Origin of the sequence: Pseudoalteromonas sp. NZS11 (genome assembly GCF_015864765.1) — a bacterium.
Lineage (GTDB): Bacteria > Pseudomonadota > Gammaproteobacteria > Enterobacterales > Alteromonadaceae > Pseudoalteromonas > Pseudoalteromonas arctica.
The window spans coordinates 105,576-125,565 of sequence record NZ_JADYWP010000009.1; the positions used below are offsets into that span (position 1 = coordinate 105,576).

A 19,990-nucleotide genomic window follows, 5' to 3' on the forward strand; every position below is an offset into this window, starting at 1 on the left:
ACACAAAAAAGCCAAGCATCGCTTGGCTTTTTTGTGTTTTGAACAGCTAAACAGTTATTTTTTTACTACAAACTGCCCTTCAAATTCTGCAACCACGTTATCACCATCGTAAATAGTTACAGGCACTACGTAACTTGCTTTACCGTCGGTTTCTAAATCGCTTAACTTGCCCTTACAGGTTTGTATATCAACACAACCACGTGGGTCGGTAGTAAGCGGCTTTAAGTACTTAATGTTAGCATCGGCTAATACAATATTACCTTCAAGCCCAGCTTCTTTAAGCGCTAAGTACGTAGCGCCCCAACCTGTTAGCGTGGCCAAGCTATAAATAGAGCCTGCAAACATGGTGTTATGTAGGTTTAAGTTAGCGTCTAGGTCGGCGCTGGTTGTAAATTGCCAATCGGTATAGCTTTCTACCTTAATACCCATCGCGTCACTAATTGGAATAGACTCACGCCACGTATTTTGTAGTACTTGCGTCCAATTTGGATGACGGAACCAGCCTGGCTCAGACGGTTTTTGCTTTATCATTTTAAAATGCTGTACATCGCCATACGCTAAATGTGCTTTTTCTTTTAGTTCGTAACCGTGGCGTTTATAAAACTCAAGCGCACGTTCGCGAGCAAATAAAACCAGTTCATCAGCATTTTGCGTCCATGCTATTTTTTCAAGCTCATGTAATAAACGACTACCAATATGTTGATTACGGTTCCCCTCTGCAACTGCCATGTAGCGCACTTGTGCTTGCTCATGACTGTTAAAGTGCAAACGTGCTACACCTAGCACTTCGCCTTCTTTATTTTTTATAAAGCGGTGCTCAGAGTCTTGTTCCATATCGTCTTGTTCAGAGCCACGAGGCTCGCCCCAAGGCGCGCGTAATACCTGCCAACGCAATTGGTAATACGCTTGCCAATCTTCGCTACTTTGTGGGGTGCTTACCTGAAACATACATACTCCTGTTGTTATATAAGCCGTAAATAAAAGTCAAAAAAAAGGCTACGGCGCTATACTAATAGTATTGGTTATCTACCAAGCTAAAAAAATAAAATAATTAAATTGAGTGGCATTATTATGGCAAATACCATACTCCATCTTAAAAAAACTGCAAATACGACTTTGGTGATGGCTGTAAAATAACGTAAAAAAATAATGACAAAGGCCATTGCGCTTTAACGTTGCTAGTTTATGCTGAGAATATGACTGAAAAAATCAATTATATAAATTCACTGACGGGTTTGCTGAGCGATCAATTTATTGAAAATAGCCACAGCATTGGTCAGTTAATCTATTGGCATAAATGCAGTGGCGATCACATTCAAGTACGTGAGCACGAGCAGTTACGCTGGTTACTTATTAACGACACTCTTCAATCTGTTATTGATTTAAATAACCCGGATTTATTACTTTTTCCACACTTATTGTACCTAGATAAGCATTGGCAAGCTCTTAGCGCGCCACAAAAAGTGTTAGAACTCGGCCTTGGCGGCGGTGCAATTCGTAACTATTTACAACACAAATACCCTAAAGCACAAATAACATCGGTTGAAAAAAACGCCGATATTATTGATTGCTATACCCAGTTTTTTTCGTCAAATAAGAATGAGCAACTGCTGTGCGCCGATGCGCAACAGATTTTAGAAAGTGTGCAAAATATTGATTGGATTATTCTAGATTTATTTAGCCAGATAGATGCACCTCGATTTTTATTTGAAGAGGCCTTTTATAAAAAAATCTACTCGGCTTTAAATAACAACGGCGTGCTATTTATTAACTTTTTATCGCAGCATGAGTCGCAATTAAAGCAACTTCAGCAGCTATTACTCGATGTATTTGGTTGTAATGTTAGCCCGCAAAAAATTACGGGCTATGTAAATCATATTGTCGTGGTAACCAAAAACTTAAACAGATAAGTTAAACGTAACGGGCCCATCGTTACACAAGCTTACTTGCATATCGGCACCAAACTCACCTGTGGCTATTGTAAGCCCCAACTCTTTAGCTTGAGCTACAAAGTATTCGTAAAGCTCGTTAGCTTGGCTTGGCGTTGCCGCAGATGAAAAACTAGGGCGCATACCCTTTTTAGTATCAGCCGCTAGCGTAAATTGCGAAACCACCAGTAACTCACCTTTAATATCTTTAAGGCTTAAGTTCATTTTGTCGTTTTCGTCAGTAAAAATACGATAGTTACTTACTTTGTGTAAAAGCTTATCGGCCGTTTGCGTATCGTCGTGTTTTTCAACGCCCAGCAACAACAATATACCTTGGTTAATTTCGCCTACCACTTGATTGTTAATTTCTACTTTGGCATGCTTTACGCGTTGTATTAAACCTTGCATTTAAACTGTGTCCTTTACTGCTGGTTCATCATCTTCTAGTTCAAGCTCTGGTGTTTCTGGAATATCATTTGGGCTAATGCACGCAGTAAATTCAGCGCCAAGCAAAACAACGACCCACGACAAATACACCCATACAAACAAAATAGGAATAGTTGCTACTGCGCCATAAATAACTTCGTACGACGGAAAATGGCTAATATAAAGTGCAAACCCTTTTTTAGTCAGCTCAAATAAAAGTGCCGCAAAAAAAGCGCCAGGTATTGCCGCTCTAAACGACACGCGCGTATTAGGCACTAAGGTGTAGAGCATAATAAAGCCCACCATCGAAATTCCATACGGCAATAACTTTAACAAAAACCCGCTAAACCCAGGAATCCCCTGATCAGCAAACGACACCAACGATACAATATAAGAGGTAACACCAATACTGGCACCGAGCAACATAGGCCCTAAGCTCAAAACCATCCAGTACACAGCAAATGAGATCATCATTGGGCGCTTTTTCTTAATTCGCCAAATTCGGTTCAATGTGGCATCTACATTACGTATTAACAGCAATGCAATTGCAGCTAAAAAGCCAATACCTACCGCCGTCATTTGGTTGGCATTGCCCGCAAAGGAGCTAATGTGCTCTCTAATAACATCGGTAGAGGTGGGTACAAAATTAGTAAACAAAAAGCTCTCAATTTCCATGCGAGTAGATTCAAAGCCCGGAAAAGCCGAAAATATAGCAACACCCACCGCAATTAATGGCACTAAAGAAAGAAGGGTTACGTAAGCAAGGTAACCTGCATTAACCGTTATTTGATCGTCTATACAACGATTAAAATACTGCATCCACCAACCAGGTTGCTGGCGTATAAAGGACTTAACTTGCTGTTTGTAATGTGAGAGCTTATCATTCATACAATTGACTTGTGCTTATATAGTTTTGATTATAATAACAATCAGCGCCATAATTTACAGCACTAACGCTCGTAAACAGGAATTCAAATGAAAAAACAAACATTACTCAGTGTTTCAATGCTTGTAGTAACACTTACTTTAACTGGCTGCCAATCAGCTTATTATTCTGCGATGGAAAAAGTGGGTGTTCACAAACGCGATATTCTAATTGACCGCGTAGAAGAAACCAAAGACTCGCAACAAGAGTCACAAGAAGAATTTAAATCGGCACTAGAGCGCTTAACTACTCTAATCGATTTTAATGGTGGCGAACTACAAGACACTTACAATCAACTAAACGATGATTACGAGTCGAGCTTAAATGCCGCTAACGAAGTATCAACTAACATCAATAAAGTAGAAGACGTGGCAGAAGCGCTATTTGATGAGTGGGCCGATGAGTTAGAGCAATACAAAAGTGCATCACTTAAGCGTGAAAGCAGCAAAAAGCTAACTGCAACTAAGCGTCAATTTGATCAGCTATTACGCTCAATGCGCAGCGCAGAGAGTAAAATGGAGCCAGTATTAACCTCGCTTCATGATAACGTTTTATACCTAAAGCATAACTTAAATGCACAAGCGGTATCGGCTATTAAAGGTGAATTCACTAACCTTAAGCGCGATATTCAATTGTTGATGAACGACATGAACAAATCGATTGCCGACTCAAACAAATTTATTGAACAAATGAATAGCGCTGGCTAATCATTTGTTACTTTAACAAGCCTGCTTAATTGCAGGCTTTTTTATGTTAAAGGAAATGCTAAAAGGGATTTACAATGAAACGCTTTTTAACCGCAACAATGCTCTTATGTATACTAACTGCCTGCGGTGCACCTAATAATATTAATCGTATTACCAGCTCTGACTCAGTTGTTGTTATAAATGATAAGAACGGTCGTTATAAAAATTTATACACAGGTGAAAAAACATATCCCACTACCTGTACTGAAAACTGCTACCCAGCCCACCCAGACTTACTATGCAAAACCGGCAGCGAAAACTGCCAGTACCAAGGCCAGCAAACTAAACCACAACTTAGTACCGGCTATACCGTACGCTGGCTTGGCCACGCTAGTTTTGTAATTAACACTCCAAATGGTCAAAATGTGCTGTTTGATCCGGTAAAAAATCAGTTTGATTCTCCAGTCGCACTTGGCTTTAAACTCGGCGGTGGTATTTATCGTAAAGCAGGCGCTTGGCCTAGTGAGCAAGAACTGGAAAATATTGATGCGGTAATGTATTCACATATTCATTACGATCACTTTAATAAAGCCGACATACAAAGCATTGGCAATAAACCTCGCTATTTAACACCACTCGGTATGGCCGACAACTTTCCTACCGGTGGTTTTAATATTAGCGAAATGCCGTGGTATTCAACAACCAACATTGACGACTTAGTTATTAATGCCGTGCCAGCTCATCATTTTAGCGCTCGTGTATTGGTGCCCTTTATTTACGAAGATAACAATAAAGACTTATGGAATGGCTGGCTGCTTGAACAAAACGGCAGTACCTTATTTTTTGCAGGCGATACGGGCTACTCAAAACACTTTAAAGACATACAGCAAAAATATGGCGATATAGATGTGTGCTTAATACCAATCGCATCTTACTACAGTAAAGAAAGTGGTAAATTTTATCGTTACGTTCACACCACACCAGAGGATGCGCTCAACGCAGCACAAGAGCTTAATTGTAAAGTAATGATACCGTGGGGATACGGTAACTCAAGTTGGAAAATGGGCGACCATACTAGCCACTCTGCCTTACTGCGCTTATTACATATGGTTAAAAAAATGGATGCTAAAACACCGCTGTATATTTTAAACGAAGGCGAAAGTATTTCACTGTAACTATTTACTTAGCTGTTTTAAGATTGTTATTACATTAAGACAAATCGACAATAAAATTGAGAGATTAATGAAGAAATTAGCACTCGCCTTAAGCTTTTTATTAAGCACGCCAGCAATGGCTATTGATGTTGAACATACATCAACTCCAATTACTATTGATGGCGTATCAGAAAGCGCATGGGATAAAGCCGCTTGGCACGACATGCCTTATCTAATGGATGGCACACTGCCATCAAACGATGCCGACTTTAAAGGGCGTTATCGCTTACTGTGGGATCAAAACTATTTATACCTACAAGCCGATATTGTGGATGACGTTTTAATAGATACACACGCCGATCCAACCTATAAATATTGGGATGACGACGCGCTTGAAGTATTTATTGATAGCGATGCATCAGGCGGAAATCATCAATTTAATCACACCGCTTTGGCGTACCATATTGGCCTTGATAACCAAGCTGCCGATTACGGACCTGATAAAAAAGCCCATTTGTATACCGACCACCTAGTTAGTAACTGGAAGCGCAATACCACCGCACCCTTTAATATTACCTGGGAAGTAGCAATAAAACTCTACCCTAATGATTATAAAGAAGGTGCTAAAAACCCCCCACTTACACTTAGCGAAAAACAAGTAATAGGCTTTATGTTAGCGTATTGCGATAACGATGGCAGTGACGTGCGCGAGCACTTTATGGGTTCACACGAAGTACAACCAGTAAATGGCGACAGAAATCGTGGCTTTATAGATGCAGACGTATTTGGCAAAATCACCCTACTCCCGAAAAAGTAAGCCACCCCACCAATAAATAATTAAGTAGGTTGGGTTGAGCGCAGCGAAACCCAACGAAAAAATACCCTACCAACAAACACAGGTGCTTTGCATTATCGGCTGTTTTAAATGTAGTAAGGTCTAGTGTATGTTATCTTGAAAGATAAAATCAAACACGACCCTATTTGCGTACCTTATTAGGTCGATTTTTATCACAAATAATATAAAAAGAATTAATTAGTTCTTCGACCTGTAAAGCTATATCATTCTGTGTCGGTAACGAAACACCATCTAACTCTTTACTTACACATGCTTTATATTGTTGAGTTAAATTACGAACATTACTAACCAATGAAATCCATTGCATTCCTGTATCACTAGATACATTAGTTGCTATAGGTATTAGTCCAACAATCGTATCATGTTGCTGATCTACTGTTTGTAAAAAGGTCATGATTTGAGGCTTATGTAATTTATACTTTTCATTTAACACCCCTAAATAAACACTATCAATAAACTCTCGTAATTGTTCATAACTTTCAGCATTAATAGCATGTTTGTCCCATGCCATTGGTCTAGCATTTTTTAACTGATCAAGTAACAAGCATACATGTCTCTCTAAAATACTCACACTATTCTCAGCTAATCGCTGAAACTCTAATTTGGCTCTTAGCTCTGCTAAAGAGTTCAAAAACAAACCTACAGTTACAACTCCTAGGATAGTTTGGGCTGAAACCATAACTTTACCTGAAAACGAACTAGGTGCAATATCCCCATAGCCCAGAGTTGTCAAGGTAACAACACTAAAATACAAAGAATCCACTATATTTAAATTTTTTACACAACATGGAAATATGTAATATAAAAACCCGAATATAGGGATGTAAGAAAGATAAATAATTCCATACGATGAAGGTTTTAGGTGTAACATCTCAACTCCATTGAGGTCTAATAGGTAATTACTAAGGAAATTGGCAAATACTCTATATCTTTATCAACTACATTACGAATTAAATAATAATTCCGGTTATATTAGAAACTTACCAGTACTTCATGCTGAAATTTATTAATTTTCACCTTTGCAAAAATTCTACTGACTCAACCTTTCATTGATATGCAACACCTCAACGATCATAATGATGCAAATAGTTGCCTTGACTTTAAAGCTTCTCTTTGTCACAAACACAAAAAAGCCGCTGTATTTTTCAATACAGCGGCTTTTAAAATCATTATTCTAAATTAATAGATTATGACTTAGGTCCACGACCTGCACGTTTACGTTCGTTTTCAGTAAGGTAACGCTTACGAATACGAATGTTTAGTGGAGTTACTTCAACTAGCTCGTCATCATCGATGAACTCAAGCGCTTGCTCAAGTGAGTAGTTAAGGTGTGGAGAAAGCGTTTGCGCTTCATCAGTACCAGATGCACGTACGTTAGTTAACTGCTTGCCTTTAAGGGCGTTAACTGTAAGGTCGTTATCACGGTTATGAATACCGATAACCATACCTTCGTATACTTCAACACCGTGACCGATGAATAAACGGCCGCGTTCTTGTAAGTTGAATAATGCGTTAGTAAGTGCTTTACCAGTTGCGTTTGCAATCATTACGCCGTTCTTACGAACACCGATGTCGCCACCTTTGTGAGGACCGTAATGATCGAACGTATGGTACATAAGACCAGAACCCGAAGTAAGCGTCATGAAATCAGTTTGGAAACCAATTAAACCACGGCTAGGGATCATGAAATCTAAACGCATACGGCCTTTGCCATCTGGAGTCATGTTAGTAAGTTCACCTTTACGTAGGCCAACTTGTTCCATAACAGAACCCTGATGCTCGTCTTGACAGTCAATAGTCACTGTTTCAAACGGTTCTTCTAGAACGCCATCTACAGTACGTAAGATAACTTCTGGACGAGAAACTGAAAGCTCGTAACCTTCACGACGCATGTTCTCAATTAAGATACCTAGGTGTAATTCACCACGACCAGAAACACGGAAGCTATCTGGGCTACCAGTATCTTCAACGCGAAGTGCTACGTTGTGTACTAATTCTTTGTCTAAACGTTCACGGATATTACGTGACGTTACAAACTTACCTTCTTTACCACAGAAAGGTGAGTTATTTACAGAGAATGTCATTGTTACAGTTGGCTCATCAACACTTAGTGGTGGTAATGCTTCAACGTTTCCTGGGAAACAAACTGTATCAGAAATCTTAAGCTCACCAATACCTGTTACAGTTACGATGTTACCAGCGTAAGCTCTATCAGTTTCGATACGTTCAAGACCTAGGTAGCTTTGTACTGCGCCAATTTTACCATTACGTGTAGTGCCATCAGCACTGATAATAGTAACTTGTTGGTTAGGAGCAACAGAACCACGTTTAATACGACCAATACCAACTACACCAACATAAGAGTTGTAATCTAGTTGAGAAATTTGCATTTGGAAGTCACCTTCAGGATCTGCATCCGGTGGTGATACTTCGTCAACGATCATCTTGAACATAGGTTCCATGTTGTCTGATGGCTCGTCTAAATCTAGTGTTGCCCAGCCGTTGATAGCTGAAGCGTAGATTACTTTAAAATCTAACTGTTCGTCAGTTGCGCCAAGGTTGTCGAATAAATCAAAGATTTGATCCATAACCCAATCAGGACGTGAACCTGGCTTATCAATTTTATTGATAACTACGATTGGCTTTAAGCCTTGCGCGAATGCCTTTTGCGTAACGAAACGCGTTTGTGGCATTGGACCTTCTTGAGCATCAACAAGTAATAATACTGAGTCAGCCATCGAAAGTACGCGTTCAACTTCACCACCGAAATCGGCGTGTCCCGGAGTATCTACGATATTGATATGGTAGTCGTTCCAAGAGATGGCTGTGTTTTTAGCCAAAATGGTAATACCACGTTCTTTCTCAATGTCGTTTGAGTCCATCACGCGCTCTTCGTTACCGCCGCGTGTTTCTAATGTACCTGATTGCTCAAGTAGTTTGTCAACCAGAGTTGTTTTACCGTGGTCAACGTGCGCGATAATCGCTATATTTCTTAACTTTTCGATGCTCATATATTTACTCAGAGAAATTAAATTCTCAATGATCCTGCAAGATCTACGCACTCATCCACGCTTTCGCGAGATGTCCCAGCATAGGATTTAAAAGGGCGCATATTATCCCTCATTAATGACATGGATGAAAGTTTATCCAATACATATTTTAAAACTTTCTCAATACTTTTACTAAGTATCTGTTTTATATATGACAATTATATGAATTAAATTTCAATATTTTTTTGAAAAACAGTCTTTTTGGCTATTTTTCCGATCTTTTTGTTACTCTTTTACATTTAGGTTATGCTAATTTCAGCTGATTAAATTAACAACAAATTACGCTCTGTAAATTTTGCACCGAAATGGAATATTTACGCACCAAGATGGTGCGTTTATATATTCCATTTTGATGCAATGATATTTTTTTAATTTATAAACAGCCAGTTACAATAATGGCACAAAATCAGCTTAGTAAATACCAAAGCAATTATGCAGCAATAACAAAACCCAATAGTTGGAGGACACATGTCACAATCGGTTTTAGATTTTATTAAAGAAAATGACGTCAAGTTCATTGATTTACGCTTTACTGACACTAAGGGTAAAGAGCAACATGTATCGATTCCTCATCACCAAGTTGATGAAGATTTTTTCGAAGACGGTAAAATGTTCGACGGTTCTTCAATTGCAGGCTGGAAAGGCATAAACGAATCAGACATGGTATTAATGCCAGTTCCTGAGTCAATCAAACTAGACCCTTTCACTGAAGAAGCGACATTAATTTTACGTTGTGACGTAGTAGAGCCTTCTACACTACAAGGCTATGAGCGCGACCCGCGTTCTGTTGCTAAGCGTGCTGAAGATTACATGCGTTCTACAGGCATTGCAGACACTGTTTTATTTGGCCCTGAGCCAGAATTTTTCGTATTTGACGATGTTAAATACAAATCAGATATGTCTGGTTCTATGTACAAAATTGATTCTAAGCAAGCTGCTTGGAACTCAGATAAAGAATATGCAGATGGCAACACTGGTCATCGTCCAGGTGTTAAAGGCGGTTACTTCCCAGTTGCTCCAGTTGATGACTTCCAAGATTGGCGTTCAGCTACGTGTCTAGTTCTAGAAGAAATGGGCCAAGTAGTAGAAGCACATCACCACGAAGTAGCAACAGCAGGTCAAAACGAAATCGCTACTCGCTTTAATACAATGGTATTAAAAGCGGATGAAATTCAAGAAATGAAATATGTTATCCATAACATGGCTCACTTATACGGTAAAACAGCAACGTTTATGCCTAAGCCAGTTGTTGGTGATAACGGTTCTGGTATGCATTGTCACCAGTCACTTGCTAAAGATGGTGTAAACCTTTTTGCTGGTGATAAGTACGGCGGTCTTTCTGAAGATGCACTTTACTACATTGGCGGCATCATCAAGCATGCTAAAGCAATTAACGCTTTTGCAAATGCGTCTACTAACTCGTACAAACGTTTAGTACCAGGTTTTGAAGCACCAGTTATGCTTGCATACTCTGCACGTAACCGTTCTGCATCAATCCGTATCCCAGTGGTTCCATCTGAAAAAGGTCGTCGTATTGAAGTACGCTTCCCGGATCCAACTGCTAACCCATACCTTGCTTTCTCAGCAATGCTTATGGCTGGCCTTGATGGTATCAAAAACAAGATCCATCCTGGCGATGCTATGGATAAAGATTTATACGACTTACCAGCTGAAGAAGCAGCAGAAATTCCAACTGTTGCAGCATCACTTGACGAAGCACTATCTGCACTTAGCGCAGACCGTGAATTCTTAACTCAAGGTGGCGTATTCACTGATGACTTAATCGATGCTTACATCGAACTTAAGTCTAAAGAAGTTGAAAAGCTTAACATGACAACTCATCCAGTTGAGTTTGAAATGTACTACAGCTGTTAATTAAGCTGTAAAAATATGTGTGTTCTCAAGCCCGCTTTGCGGGCTTTTTTAATGGTAAAATTAGTCAATCTCCACTAAAGTTAAGTTACCGATAAAAATGCAGGGCTGCAGAGTGAATAACAAGATTTTATTACTATTAATTACTTTAGGATTAAGTAATTATGGTTATGCCGGTGAAACAAAAATATACGCTTGGAAAGATAAAAATGGCGTATTAGTGTTCTCAGACACCCCTCATAAAGGGGCTCAAGAGGTAAAGCTCACCAGCCAAGATCTTAATATGCCTGCAACAAATACTGACATTTTTGACGAGCAACCTCAGCCTCAACAAGCGGCCTTTAGTATTGCTATTTCCTCCCCTGATCATAACCAGACTATTCGTGAAAATACCGGCACTGTTTATGTAACTAGCCGAATAAAACCACGCTTTGAAACTGGTTTTACTATACAACTTTTTATTGATGGTAAAGCACACGGCCCAGCCAGTGACAGCTCAACCTTTGCAATTAGAGATGTAGAACGTGGTCAGCACACACTACAATTAAAGCTTTTTAATAGTAAAAACCAAGTTATTGCTACAAGCGAACCCTGCATATTTTTTATGCACCGAAAAGGGCTAAACCTAGGTAACTAAATTGGGGCATTACTAAACGTGCAGCAGTGTATTTAACCATATAACTTGCTTGCAAACATCCACGCACTAAAATGGTGCAGCTATGATTAATAATAAAAACTTTAGCCCTGAGCTACTCGATGCCATTTGGCAAAATCAAACAACCGCTATCATGTTACTTGATAAAAACTTTACCGTTGTATATGCCAATACTAGTACCAGCGAGCTGCTTGGCCTTGGTAATAAGCGCTTGTTAGAACAACCGTTTGATAGCCTTTTTAACTACCATTCAATCGATTTACAGCGTATAGAACAATACTCATTAGTTGAAGGCGTAGATTGCCAGCAGCACAGAGCTGACGTGGTTTTTAGCGATTCTCGCCATGCAAAAGTAGCCGTAAGTACACGACAAATTAAGTTTAATGGCTCGCTTTATATTTTATTTGAGTGGCGCCAAACCGATGACGAAATTAAGCATGACCAAGCGTCTAATCAAATGCATCAATATCAAGCTGCCCGAAACCTAATTAGAGGCTTAGCTCACGAAATTAAAAATCCTTTAGGTGGAATTCGCGGAGCGGCGCAGTTATTGCAGTATGAGGTTGATCAACAAGAAAGAGATCAATGTGCTGAGCTCATCATTGAGCAAGCCGACCGATTACGCGAACTAGTAGATAGGCTTTTGGGGCCCAATCAACTTCCGCAAAAATCGTATGGCAATATACATCAATCACTTGAATCAGTTGCAAGGCTAAGTACGTTAGATAATTGTTCTAATATTAGCTTGGTTAAAGATTACGACCCAAGTATTCCTGATGTATACATTGATCAAGGCAAAATTCAGCAAGTAGTATTAAATATTGTTCGAAACGCCCAACAGGCGCTTGTAGATGGCGGTGAAATAACAATAAAAACCCGCATTAATCATCAGCATCGTCGCCCAGGTAAAGCACCTAAAAAAGCCTTGTTGATCCAAATATCTGATAACGGACCAGGTATTGATCCCAGTGTACGCGAAACACTGTTCTACCCTATGATCACCAATAAAGAAGGTGGCTCTGGGTTAGGACTCTCAATAGCGCAAACACTGATAGATCAACATGATGGCTATATAGAATGTGATAGCTGGCCTGGACATACTGAATTTAATATCTATCTGCCCTTTGCAGATTAATGTTTGGAGTTTGCATGAAAACAGTTTGGCTTGTAGATGATGATGCTTCTATTCGATTTGTACTTGAAAAAGCACTAACCCGTGCAGGGTTTAACACAGAGAGCTTTGCTAATGCGCAAGATGTACTAAGCGCACTAAAGTTTAGCCAACCTACTGTTTTAGTTTCTGACGTACGAATGCCTGGTATGGATGGTATGGCGTTGCTTGAACTTATTGCAGAGCAAAACCCTGGGCTGCCGGTTATTATAATGACTGCGCACTCAGATTTAGACTCAGCTGTAAATGCATTCCAAAAAGGTGCTTTTGAATACCTAGCTAAGCCGTTTGATTTAAACGAAGCAGTGGCGCTAGTCGAAAGCGCATGCAGAGCAAACTCCACTAAAAAAACTAAACGCAAGCAAGCTCCACCAAAAAGTGCCCACATAATTGGTGAAGCGCCCGCAATGCAAGAAGTGTTTAGAGCGATAGGTAAACTATCGGCCTCTAGCATGAGCGTATTAATAAATGGTGAATCTGGAACAGGTAAAGAACTTGTCGCCAGTGCTTTGCACAATCATAGCCCACGTAAAGAAAACCAATTTATTGCACTTAACATGGCAGCCATTCCAAAAGAGCTTGTTGAGTCAGAGTTATTTGGCCACGAAAAAGGCGCATTTACGGGCGCCGACAGCGTGCGTAAAGGCCGCTTTGAGCAAGCCAATGGCGGCACACTATTTTTAGATGAAATTGGTGATATGCCACTTGATGTACAAACACGTTTATTACGCGTTCTTGCCGATGGTGAGTTTTATCGCGTTGGTGGCCATCAAAGTATAAAAGTAGATGTGCGTATTATTGCGGCTACGCACCAAAACCTTGAAGATTTAGTTAAACAGGGCAAGTTTAGGGATGATTTATTCCATCGTCTTAATGTTGTGCGCCTACGTTTACCTGCTCTTCGAGAGCGCACTGAAGATATAGAAAGCTTATCGCAACACTTTTTACATAAAAGCGCTAAAGAGCTACAAGTAGAAAGCAAAGTGCTGAGCCCTAAGGCAACTGAGCAATTACGCTTATTTAATTGGCCAGGCAATGTACGCCAATTAGAAAACACCTGTCGCTGGCTTACTGTAATGGCACCGGGTGAGCTTGTAAGCGAGCAAGACTTACCGCCGGAAATTCTGGATGCTTCGCCAACCCAGGAAGAAGGTGATTGGCTAGATGCGTTTCAGCAATGGCTTAATCAAGAGCTTAAACAAGGCAAAGAAAATATTTGGCCTGACATTCAATCCCAGCTAGAAACTCGCTTAATTAAAACCGCACTGGCTAATTGTTCTGGTCATAAGCAAGATGCTGCTATAAAAATTGGTTGGGGACGCAACACGTTGACCCGAAAATTAAAAGAGCGCAATATTAGCTGATTAAACGCTTTTAACACATTTGGTTATTGATGAAGCTAATCGAACATATTCCATTATTCAAACAAATGGAAATTATAAACAGGCTGCACTTTTTTAAAGAATTTACGCTCAGCGAGCGCCAAGTCTTATTAGAGTCGTTCGGCCTGTTGTATTTAGTAAGCCAGCATCAATTTTTATTTAAGCAATACGATAACGACAAACGTTTGTACATTGTACTTAGCGGCGCGTTATTAGTATTTAAACATAATCATTTGCTAGAACTTGGCACTATAGAGCCCGGTGAATTTATAGGTGAAGGTGCCTTTATAAATAACCGAGAGCGTAGTACTAGCGCTCGCGCTAAAACCGACAGTATAGTCCTCGCTATTACCCCTGAAGCACTCACTCGTTTACCTAATGTTATCCGCGAAAAAATTAAAGACCGAATTATAGAAGGTATGAGTCTGCGCATTGCCAAACTAAGCGAGCATATAGAAACTCACGGTTAACTCTATCACTCAGTCCATATAAACAATTTGTAGTGAGCAATCAAGCCAGCTGGGGTTATTAACGTGAGCTGTAAACCTGTAAGTATCGGATGGTTTGGCGCCAAAGGGCGTATTTATAAGTGGTTGTGAGTAACTGTATGTTTGCGAATAATTTTTGTAATAAATGACAACGTAACCGTATAAAAACTCCCAACCTAACCTTACAACAGCGCCACTGGGTAAGGTAAAGTCAGCATATTTATCTGTAAATGTGACGAGTAAATCATTGTACTTGTCTTCGCTGCATTGAGTTGTTCGTAACTTTTTAGGCATAACAAAGGTTGTACCCGCCACTGCATTTTTTAGATAAAAGCCTATATTGCCATCACCATAAAAATGATTTGAACGCGTTGTATAGTTAACTTGTGGCTCGTAACCTAGCCCCTGCATAATAGTAGCTAACTGCTCAGTCTCTTTTGGGTAAATTTTGTCACTTGATAAGAGTAATGTAGCCTCACCAAAATCAGGTGGAATTGCCAGCTCTACATATTCATAAGGGAGCGATTGTGCTTTTAGCGCAGCATCGAGCTGATTGCTCTGTTCATCTTGCAAGTTTTCACTAAATACATACACGGTAGGTTGTTGGCACGCAGCTAATGGTAATGCCAACACACACATTAAAATTCCATTTTTCATAGTTACCCCTTTTGATTACGCTTGTAGTCTATTAAAGGTAACTATTTATAGCAATTTAATTTGTTTGGCTATCTAACCAAGCATCAACACTTTTGCGAGTATATAAAACTTCTTTAAATAAACGATGACGTTCAAACTCGAGTTTTGTTTTTCTCGTGGCATCACCACTAACTAAACGGCTATGGGTATCATTGAACTTTGAAATTACAGAAAAACCGCGCTCATCTTGATCAGCTTGCTTTTTTACAGAATTAGCAAGGTGCTCTCTAACATCGTCAGCAGTTAACATACCTGAATTGTCTAATCCCATTAGCTCTTTTTTCATTGCCAATCTTACGCCCATTTCCTACTCCATTTAATGAAAACTATTTAATCCGCCAAAGTTTTAGCAATTAGCAGGCCATACGTAAAATTAACTGCTGCAAAGGTTACTCTTCAATTGCTTCAGTTTTTTTAAAGACAGATAAAATACATAAAAAATTTCATAGCTATTTACGTATTACAATTAGCGAAAGTTACTTGCTTTGGTGCAAAAGTCGCTGCAAGCCTTTATACTACAGCTTGTGCGTTACCCCACCGAGAGCAAATATGAACGAAGAATACATAGAAATAGAATTAGAAGAAGAGCCGATTGAGCTCTGTAAATTATTAAAAGTACTAAACTTAGTTGAAGGTGGCGGCCAAGCTAAAAACCTAATTACCGAAGGCTATGTGGGTGTTAACCATGAAATTTGTACAATAAAGCGGAAAAAATTATACAGTGGCGATGTATTAGAATTTGATGGTGAATTTTTTAAACTTGCGCTAAGTGAAGATGCAACCCCTGCAGAAAAACCTGCGGTACAAACTCAAGCAGAGTCAAAGCAAGCTGCACCACAACCAACAAATCAGCCAGCTAAAAGTAAGCGTAAGCGAACTAAAAAACCAAAAGTAGATGATAAAACAGGTCGTCGACCTATTTCGTTTGGTTAAGCATTTAAAAGCCCTCTTTTTATATAAAAAGGTCAACTTGTATAGTTGGCCTTTTTACTCTTTAATAACCTAGTTAATAATAAAAACAAGGTTATAAAATGTCTGTTAAAACACCTAAAAATTGGTTTAAGCCCGTTGTATGGGCGGCACTCGTATGGAACTTACTTGGCGTTATTGCATTTGCTATGCACATGATGATGACACCCGAAATGATAGGTAAACTTCCGCTAGATCAACAAGCTGCCTACTCTAACGTTCCTATTTGGTCAACCATTGCATTTGCTATAGCTGTATTTGGAAGCACTTTGGGTTGTCTGTTTTTGCTTGCTAAAAACGCGCTGGCAACACCTACTTTTGCGCTATCGCTCGGCGCTATTTTAATTCAGCAATATTATAATTTTGTGGTCATAAACAGTATTGAGCTACTTGGCGCAAGTGCTGTATTTATGCCTATTTTTGTAATCGTTATTGCCATCGCTTTACTTTGTTTGAGTATTAAAGGTAAGCAACAAGGTTGGTTACAGTAATTAATAAGGGTCGAAATAACTTTTGATCCTACCTCTTTCAAATCATCTCTTGAAATTAAACTTTTCAGCATCATCTCTACTATATTAACTGTATAAAATTCGTTCTCTAAACACGATTTTTTACACTGGTATGTACTTTGCAATTCGAACACTACAGAGGTCACTCTTCAAAATATTTTTCTAATTCATAAAGGGGCAAATAATGAATAATAGTTTCGATACCCAACATCAGCTCACAATAAATGGTGAGCAATATCATATTCATTCTCTAAAAGGACTTGGCGACAAAGCGAAACGACTGCCCTTTTCCTTAAAAGTATTACTTGAAAACCTTCTTCGTAACGAAGATGGCGCAAATATAAAAGAACAAGACATTCAAGCCCTTCTTAATTGGGATCCTCAAGCAAAGCCTGCATCTGAAGTTGCCTTTACTCCCGCCCGTGTTGTTATGCAAGATTTTACCGGTGTACCCGCTATTGTAGATTTAGCCGCGATGCGTGACGCAATGGAAAAACTAGGTGGAGATCCTGCAAAAATAAACCCGTTATCACCTGCTGAACTTGTTATTGACCATTCGGTACAAGTAGATGGCTACGGAAATGATGGTGCATTTGATTTAAATGCAAAACTTGAATACGACCGAAATAAAGAACGTTATGAATTTTTACGTTGGGGACAAACCGCTTTTGATAATTTAAAAGTAGTGCCACCTGCAACCGGTATTGTTCACCAAGTAAACCTAGAATACTTAGCGCGCGTTGTTTTTAATGAAGACCGCGATGGCAAAAAGTTCGCTTATCCAGATACACTCGTAGGTACCGACTCTCACACAACCATGATAAATGGCTTAGGTGTACTTGGTTGGGGTGTAGGCGGTATTGAAGCCGAAGCAGCTATGCTTGGTCAGCCAATTAGCTTACTCATTCCACAAGTAGTCGGTATGAAGCTAAGCGGCCGCTTACCTGAAGGTACTACCGCTACAGATTTAGTGTTAACGGTAACCGAAATACTGCGTAACCATGGTGTAGTGGGTAAATTTGTAGAGTTTTATGGTGACGGCCTTGCCGACTTACCACTTGCCGATAGAGCAACCATAGCGAATATGGCGCCAGAATACGGCGCTACGTGTGGTATTTTCCCAATTGATGATGAAACCATTAACTACCTTCGCTTAACAAACCGCGACGAAAGTCACCTAAAGGTAATTGAGGATTACGCAAAACACCAAGGTTTATGGCGTAACGATGGTGACGAAGCTAGCTATACCGATACACTCGAGCTTAAACTAGGTGATGTTGTACCAAGCCTTGCAGGCCCTAAACGACCACAGGATAGAATTTCCCTAGACAAGGCTGGTGAAGTGATTAGCCAGCATTTAAAAAACTTTCAAGATGAACGTATGGCTCGTCGTGATAATAGCGACGAAGAACAAGCTCGTATTGAAAGTGAAGGGCCAACAACAAATCCAGATGAACCAGTTAACGAAGCGCAGTTTATGGGCGCCGCCAAGGTTAAATTTAAAGGGCAAGAGTTTGAGTTAAACGATGGCGCTTGTGTTATTGCCGCAATTACCAGCTGTACTAATACTTCTAACCCAAGTGTTATTTTAGCTGCTGGTTTGGTTGCCAAAAAAGCAAAACAGTTAGGCATTAATGTAAAACCTTGGGTTAAAACATCACTTGCACCAGGCTCTAAAGTAGTTACCGACTACCTAGAAAAAGCAGGCTTAATGGACGACTTAGAAAGCTTAGGCTTTAACTTAGTTGGCTACGGCTGTACTACGTGTATTGGTAACTCAGGGCCGCTTGCAACTGAAATATCAGACGCAATTCAAAAACATAAATTGGTAGTGAGCTCTATTTTATCGGGTAACCGTAACTTTGAAGGGCGTATTCACCAAGATGTTAAAATGAACTTTTTAGCCTCTCCTCCGCTTGTTGTAGCTTATGCAATTGCAGGTAGAACCGATATTGACGTATACAACGAACCCCTTGCTCAAGATGCTAACGGTAACGATATTTACCTTAAAAACATTTGGCCAAGCGTTAAAGAAGTAAGTGACCTAGTTAAAGAAACAGTAACTAAAGAAATGTTCGAAAAAAGCTACGCTAACGTTTACGAAGGCGATAGCCGTTGGCAGCAAATTAAAATACCAGATGGCAAACTTTACGATTGGGATGACGCATCTACCTACATTAAAAAAGCACCATTTTTTGATGGTATGAAAGTAGAACCACCGGGCATTCCTACTATTGAGGGTGCACGTTGTTTAGCTAAGCTTGGGGATTCAGTAACCACTGATCATATTTCTCCAGCAGGTGCTATTAAAGCAGATGCGCCAGCAGGTTTATACTTGCAAGAAAATGGCGTAGATAAAGCGCAGTTTAACTCGTACGGTTCACGCCGTGGTAATCACGAAGTAATGATGCGTGGTACGTTTGCTAATGTTCGTCTTAAAAACTTACTAGCACCAGGTACTGAAGGCGGCGTAACACGTACTCAGCCTGGCGATACACTAGAGAGTATTTATGATGCAGCAATGGAGTATCAAAAAAATAATACGCCACTCATCATTTTAGCGGGTAAGGAATACGGTACGGGTTCATCTCGTGACTGGGCTGCTAAAGGCTCACTTTTATTAGGCGTTAAAGCCGTTGTAGCACAAAGCTATGAACGTATTCATCGCTCTAACTTAATTGGTATGGGTGTATTACCTCTGCAATTTAAAGAAGGTGAAAGCTACGAGTCACATGGGTTAACAGGGCAAGAACAATTTGATATTGATGGCCTGTACGATAAAACCGATGAAGTAACCGTTATTGCTACAAATGCCGAAGGTAAAAAAGTAACCTTGAGTGCTGATGTACGTATTGATACCCCTAAAGAGTGGGATTACTACAAACACGGCGGTATTTTACAATATGTACTGCGTAATATGCTCGACTAACAAAGACAGTAGTTAATACATTTAAAAGCCCAGCTTAATAATAAGCTGGGCTTTTTTATGTGTGCTGTTTGTTGTCTTAAATCAATGCTAAGCATTTAAAGCGTGCCTACACTAGGGCCTGTTGACCTTTCAGGATTAAAATTTGTTCAACCTAGGGGCTATTTAATCGCGGCGTGAGGTTTGTAACCTAGTGGGCTAAGTAAAAACCGAGCAACAAAGAGTAAATAGCCCCTAGGCAGAACCCTTCGGGCAGCGCATGTTTGGCATTTATTCCACGTTATCGCCTATTCATGG

19 protein-coding genes are annotated in these 19,990 nt (G+C 39.8%); 12 read left to right on the forward strand and 7 right to left on the reverse strand.

Features of this window, described 5'->3' with window-relative positions; translation table 11 throughout:
* Nucleotides 1-54: 54 nt before the first annotated feature.
* Nucleotides 55-948, reverse strand: a complete 894-nt coding sequence (locus I6E82_RS16480) for a bifunctional GNAT family N-acetyltransferase/hotdog fold thioesterase (protein WP_010554800.1) — start codon at nucleotides 946-948, stop codon at nucleotides 55-57.
* 248 nt (nucleotides 949-1,196) lie between these two features.
* Here I6E82_RS16480 and I6E82_RS16485 point away from each other — a divergent pair, with 248 nt between their 5' ends.
* Nucleotides 1,197-1,910, forward strand: a complete 714-nt coding sequence (locus I6E82_RS16485) for a spermidine synthase (protein WP_007376217.1) — start codon at nucleotides 1,197-1,199, stop codon at nucleotides 1,908-1,910.
* Here the strand turns inward: I6E82_RS16485 and dtd are convergent.
* Complete coding sequence (gene dtd / locus I6E82_RS16490) at nucleotides 1,899-2,336, reverse strand: D-aminoacyl-tRNA deacylase (RefSeq protein ID WP_197118308.1); 438 nt, start codon at nucleotides 2,334-2,336, stop codon at nucleotides 1,899-1,901. The two genes, I6E82_RS16485 and dtd, sit on opposite strands and share 12 nt — an antisense overlap.
* Nucleotides 2,337-3,242 carry a virulence factor BrkB family protein gene (locus I6E82_RS16495; RefSeq protein ID WP_007582159.1) on the reverse strand — a complete coding sequence of 302 codons (906 nt, stop codon included), beginning with the start codon at nucleotides 3,240-3,242 and terminating at the stop codon, nucleotides 2,337-2,339.
* 87 nt (nucleotides 3,243-3,329) lie between these two features.
* On the opposite strand from I6E82_RS16495, the gene I6E82_RS16500 reads away from it, so the two are divergent.
* The 3 genes from I6E82_RS16500 to I6E82_RS16510 all read left to right on the forward strand — a co-directional run bounded on the left by I6E82_RS16500 (nucleotide 3,330) and on the right by I6E82_RS16510 (nucleotide 5,936).
* Entirely contained in the window at nucleotides 3,330-3,986 is a 657-nt protein-coding gene (locus I6E82_RS16500) for a DUF2959 domain-containing protein (RefSeq protein ID WP_007582161.1), read from the forward strand.
* 74 nt (nucleotides 3,987-4,060) lie between these two features.
* Nucleotides 4,061-5,140, forward strand: coding sequence for an MBL fold metallo-hydrolase (locus I6E82_RS16505; protein ID WP_197118309.1), 1,080 nt, complete (start codon nucleotides 4,061-4,063; stop codon nucleotides 5,138-5,140).
* A 67-nt stretch (nucleotides 5,141-5,207) separates the two neighbouring features.
* Entirely contained in the window at nucleotides 5,208-5,936 is a 729-nt protein-coding gene (locus tag I6E82_RS16510; RefSeq protein ID WP_197112421.1) for a CBM9 family sugar-binding protein, read from the forward strand.
* 160 nt (nucleotides 5,937-6,096) lie between these two features.
* Here I6E82_RS16510 and I6E82_RS16515 read toward each other — a convergent pair whose 3' ends face one another.
* Together I6E82_RS16515 and typA are read right to left on the reverse strand one after the other, a co-directional pair.
* Nucleotides 6,097-6,846 carry a potassium channel family protein gene (locus I6E82_RS16515; RefSeq protein ID WP_197118310.1) on the reverse strand — a complete coding sequence of 250 codons (750 nt, stop codon included), beginning with the start codon at nucleotides 6,844-6,846 and terminating at the stop codon, nucleotides 6,097-6,099.
* Between the two features lie 316 nt (nucleotides 6,847-7,162).
* Nucleotides 7,163-8,986, reverse strand: coding sequence for a translational GTPase TypA (gene typA / locus I6E82_RS16520; protein WP_010554793.1), 1,824 nt, complete (start codon nucleotides 8,984-8,986; stop codon nucleotides 7,163-7,165).
* 507 nt (nucleotides 8,987-9,493) lie between these two features.
* On the opposite strand from typA, the gene glnA reads away from it, so the two are divergent.
* From glnA to I6E82_RS16545, 5 genes are all read left to right on the forward strand, one after another.
* Entirely contained in the window at nucleotides 9,494-10,900 is a 1,407-nt protein-coding gene (gene glnA, locus I6E82_RS16525) for a glutamate--ammonia ligase (protein WP_010554792.1), read from the forward strand.
* A 112-nt stretch (nucleotides 10,901-11,012) separates the two neighbouring features.
* Entirely contained in the window at nucleotides 11,013-11,534 is a 522-nt protein-coding gene (locus I6E82_RS16530; protein WP_024589531.1) for a DUF4124 domain-containing protein, read from the forward strand.
* Nucleotides 11,535-11,616: 82 nt separating this feature from the next.
* Nucleotides 11,617-12,687: a nitrogen regulation protein NR(II) gene (glnL, locus tag I6E82_RS16535; protein WP_007582173.1), complete on the forward strand. Its 1,071-nt coding sequence runs from the start codon at nucleotides 11,617-11,619 to the stop codon at nucleotides 12,685-12,687.
* 14 nt (nucleotides 12,688-12,701) lie between these two features.
* Nucleotides 12,702-14,087 (forward strand): nitrogen regulation protein NR(I), encoded by a 1,386-nt coding sequence (ntrC, locus tag I6E82_RS16540; RefSeq protein ID WP_197118311.1) that lies wholly within the window; start codon nucleotides 12,702-12,704, stop codon nucleotides 14,085-14,087.
* Between the two features lie 29 nt (nucleotides 14,088-14,116).
* Complete coding sequence (locus I6E82_RS16545) at nucleotides 14,117-14,575, forward strand: cyclic nucleotide-binding domain-containing protein (protein ID WP_010554789.1); 459 nt, start codon at nucleotides 14,117-14,119, stop codon at nucleotides 14,573-14,575.
* Nucleotides 14,576-14,584: 9 nt separating this feature from the next.
* On the opposite strand, the gene I6E82_RS16550 is transcribed toward I6E82_RS16545, so the two are convergent.
* Both I6E82_RS16550 and I6E82_RS16555 read right to left on the reverse strand, forming a co-directional pair.
* Nucleotides 14,585-15,250, reverse strand: coding sequence for a hypothetical protein (locus I6E82_RS16550; RefSeq protein WP_197118312.1), 666 nt, complete (start codon nucleotides 15,248-15,250; stop codon nucleotides 14,585-14,587).
* A gap of 55 nt (nucleotides 15,251-15,305) precedes the next feature.
* Nucleotides 15,306-15,593, reverse strand: a complete 288-nt coding sequence (locus tag I6E82_RS16555; protein WP_007582180.1) for a hypothetical protein — start codon at nucleotides 15,591-15,593, stop codon at nucleotides 15,306-15,308.
* A gap of 245 nt (nucleotides 15,594-15,838) precedes the next feature.
* Between I6E82_RS16555 and I6E82_RS16560 the strand changes: the two genes are divergently transcribed.
* The 3 genes from I6E82_RS16560 to acnA all read left to right on the forward strand — a co-directional run bounded on the left by I6E82_RS16560 (nucleotide 15,839) and on the right by acnA (nucleotide 19,696).
* Nucleotides 15,839-16,222: an RNA-binding S4 domain-containing protein gene (locus tag I6E82_RS16560; protein WP_010554787.1), complete on the forward strand. Its 384-nt coding sequence runs from the start codon at nucleotides 15,839-15,841 to the stop codon at nucleotides 16,220-16,222.
* A 98-nt stretch (nucleotides 16,223-16,320) separates the two neighbouring features.
* Nucleotides 16,321-16,749, forward strand: coding sequence for a hypothetical protein (locus I6E82_RS16565; protein WP_197118313.1), 429 nt, complete (start codon nucleotides 16,321-16,323; stop codon nucleotides 16,747-16,749).
* 202 nt (nucleotides 16,750-16,951) lie between these two features.
* The gene (gene acnA / locus I6E82_RS16570; RefSeq protein ID WP_197118314.1) at nucleotides 16,952-19,696 is read left to right on the forward strand and encodes an aconitate hydratase AcnA; all 2,745 of its coding nucleotides are present in this window, start codon (nucleotides 16,952-16,954) and stop codon (nucleotides 19,694-19,696) included.
* Nucleotides 19,697-19,990: the final 294 nt, after the last annotated feature.

Bases quoted from the DNA above. Each gene is read 5' to 3' on its own strand.
- I6E82_RS16485 (WP_007376217.1), top strand. From the start codon at position 1,197: ATGACTGAAAAAATCAATTATATAAATTCACTGACGGGTTTGCTGAGC.
- I6E82_RS16560 (WP_010554787.1), top strand. From the start codon at position 15,839: ATGAACGAAGAATACATAGAAATAGAATTAGAAGAAGAGCCGATTGAG.
- ntrC (WP_197118311.1), top strand. From the start codon at position 12,702: ATGAAAACAGTTTGGCTTGTAGATGATGATGCTTCTATTCGATTTGTA.
- acnA (WP_197118314.1), top strand. From the start codon at position 16,952: ATGAATAATAGTTTCGATACCCAACATCAGCTCACAATAAATGGTGAG.
- typA (WP_010554793.1), bottom strand. From the start codon at position 8,986: ATGAGCATCGAAAAGTTAAGAAATATAGCGATTATCGCGCACGTTGAC.
- glnA (WP_010554792.1), top strand. From the start codon at position 9,494: ATGTCACAATCGGTTTTAGATTTTATTAAAGAAAATGACGTCAAGTTC.
- I6E82_RS16480 (WP_010554800.1), bottom strand. From the start codon at position 948: ATGTTTCAGGTAAGCACCCCACAAAGTAGCGAAGATTGGCAAGCGTAT.
- I6E82_RS16495 (WP_007582159.1), bottom strand. From the start codon at position 3,242: ATGAATGATAAGCTCTCACATTACAAACAGCAAGTTAAGTCCTTTATA.
- I6E82_RS16550 (WP_197118312.1), bottom strand. From the start codon at position 15,250: ATGAAAAATGGAATTTTAATGTGTGTGTTGGCATTACCATTAGCTGCG.
- glnL (WP_007582173.1), top strand. From the start codon at position 11,617: ATGATTAATAATAAAAACTTTAGCCCTGAGCTACTCGATGCCATTTGG.
- I6E82_RS16545 (WP_010554789.1), top strand. From the start codon at position 14,117: ATGAAGCTAATCGAACATATTCCATTATTCAAACAAATGGAAATTATA.
- I6E82_RS16510 (WP_197112421.1), top strand. From the start codon at position 5,208: ATGAAGAAATTAGCACTCGCCTTAAGCTTTTTATTAAGCACGCCAGCA.
- I6E82_RS16565 (WP_197118313.1), top strand. From the start codon at position 16,321: ATGTCTGTTAAAACACCTAAAAATTGGTTTAAGCCCGTTGTATGGGCG.
- dtd (WP_197118308.1), bottom strand. From the start codon at position 2,336: ATGCAAGGTTTAATACAACGCGTAAAGCATGCCAAAGTAGAAATTAAC.
- I6E82_RS16505 (WP_197118309.1), top strand. From the start codon at position 4,061: ATGAAACGCTTTTTAACCGCAACAATGCTCTTATGTATACTAACTGCC.
- I6E82_RS16515 (WP_197118310.1), bottom strand. From the start codon at position 6,846: ATGTTACACCTAAAACCTTCATCGTATGGAATTATTTATCTTTCTTAC.
- I6E82_RS16555 (WP_007582180.1), bottom strand. From the start codon at position 15,593: ATGGGCGTAAGATTGGCAATGAAAAAAGAGCTAATGGGATTAGACAAT.
- I6E82_RS16500 (WP_007582161.1), top strand. From the start codon at position 3,330: ATGAAAAAACAAACATTACTCAGTGTTTCAATGCTTGTAGTAACACTT.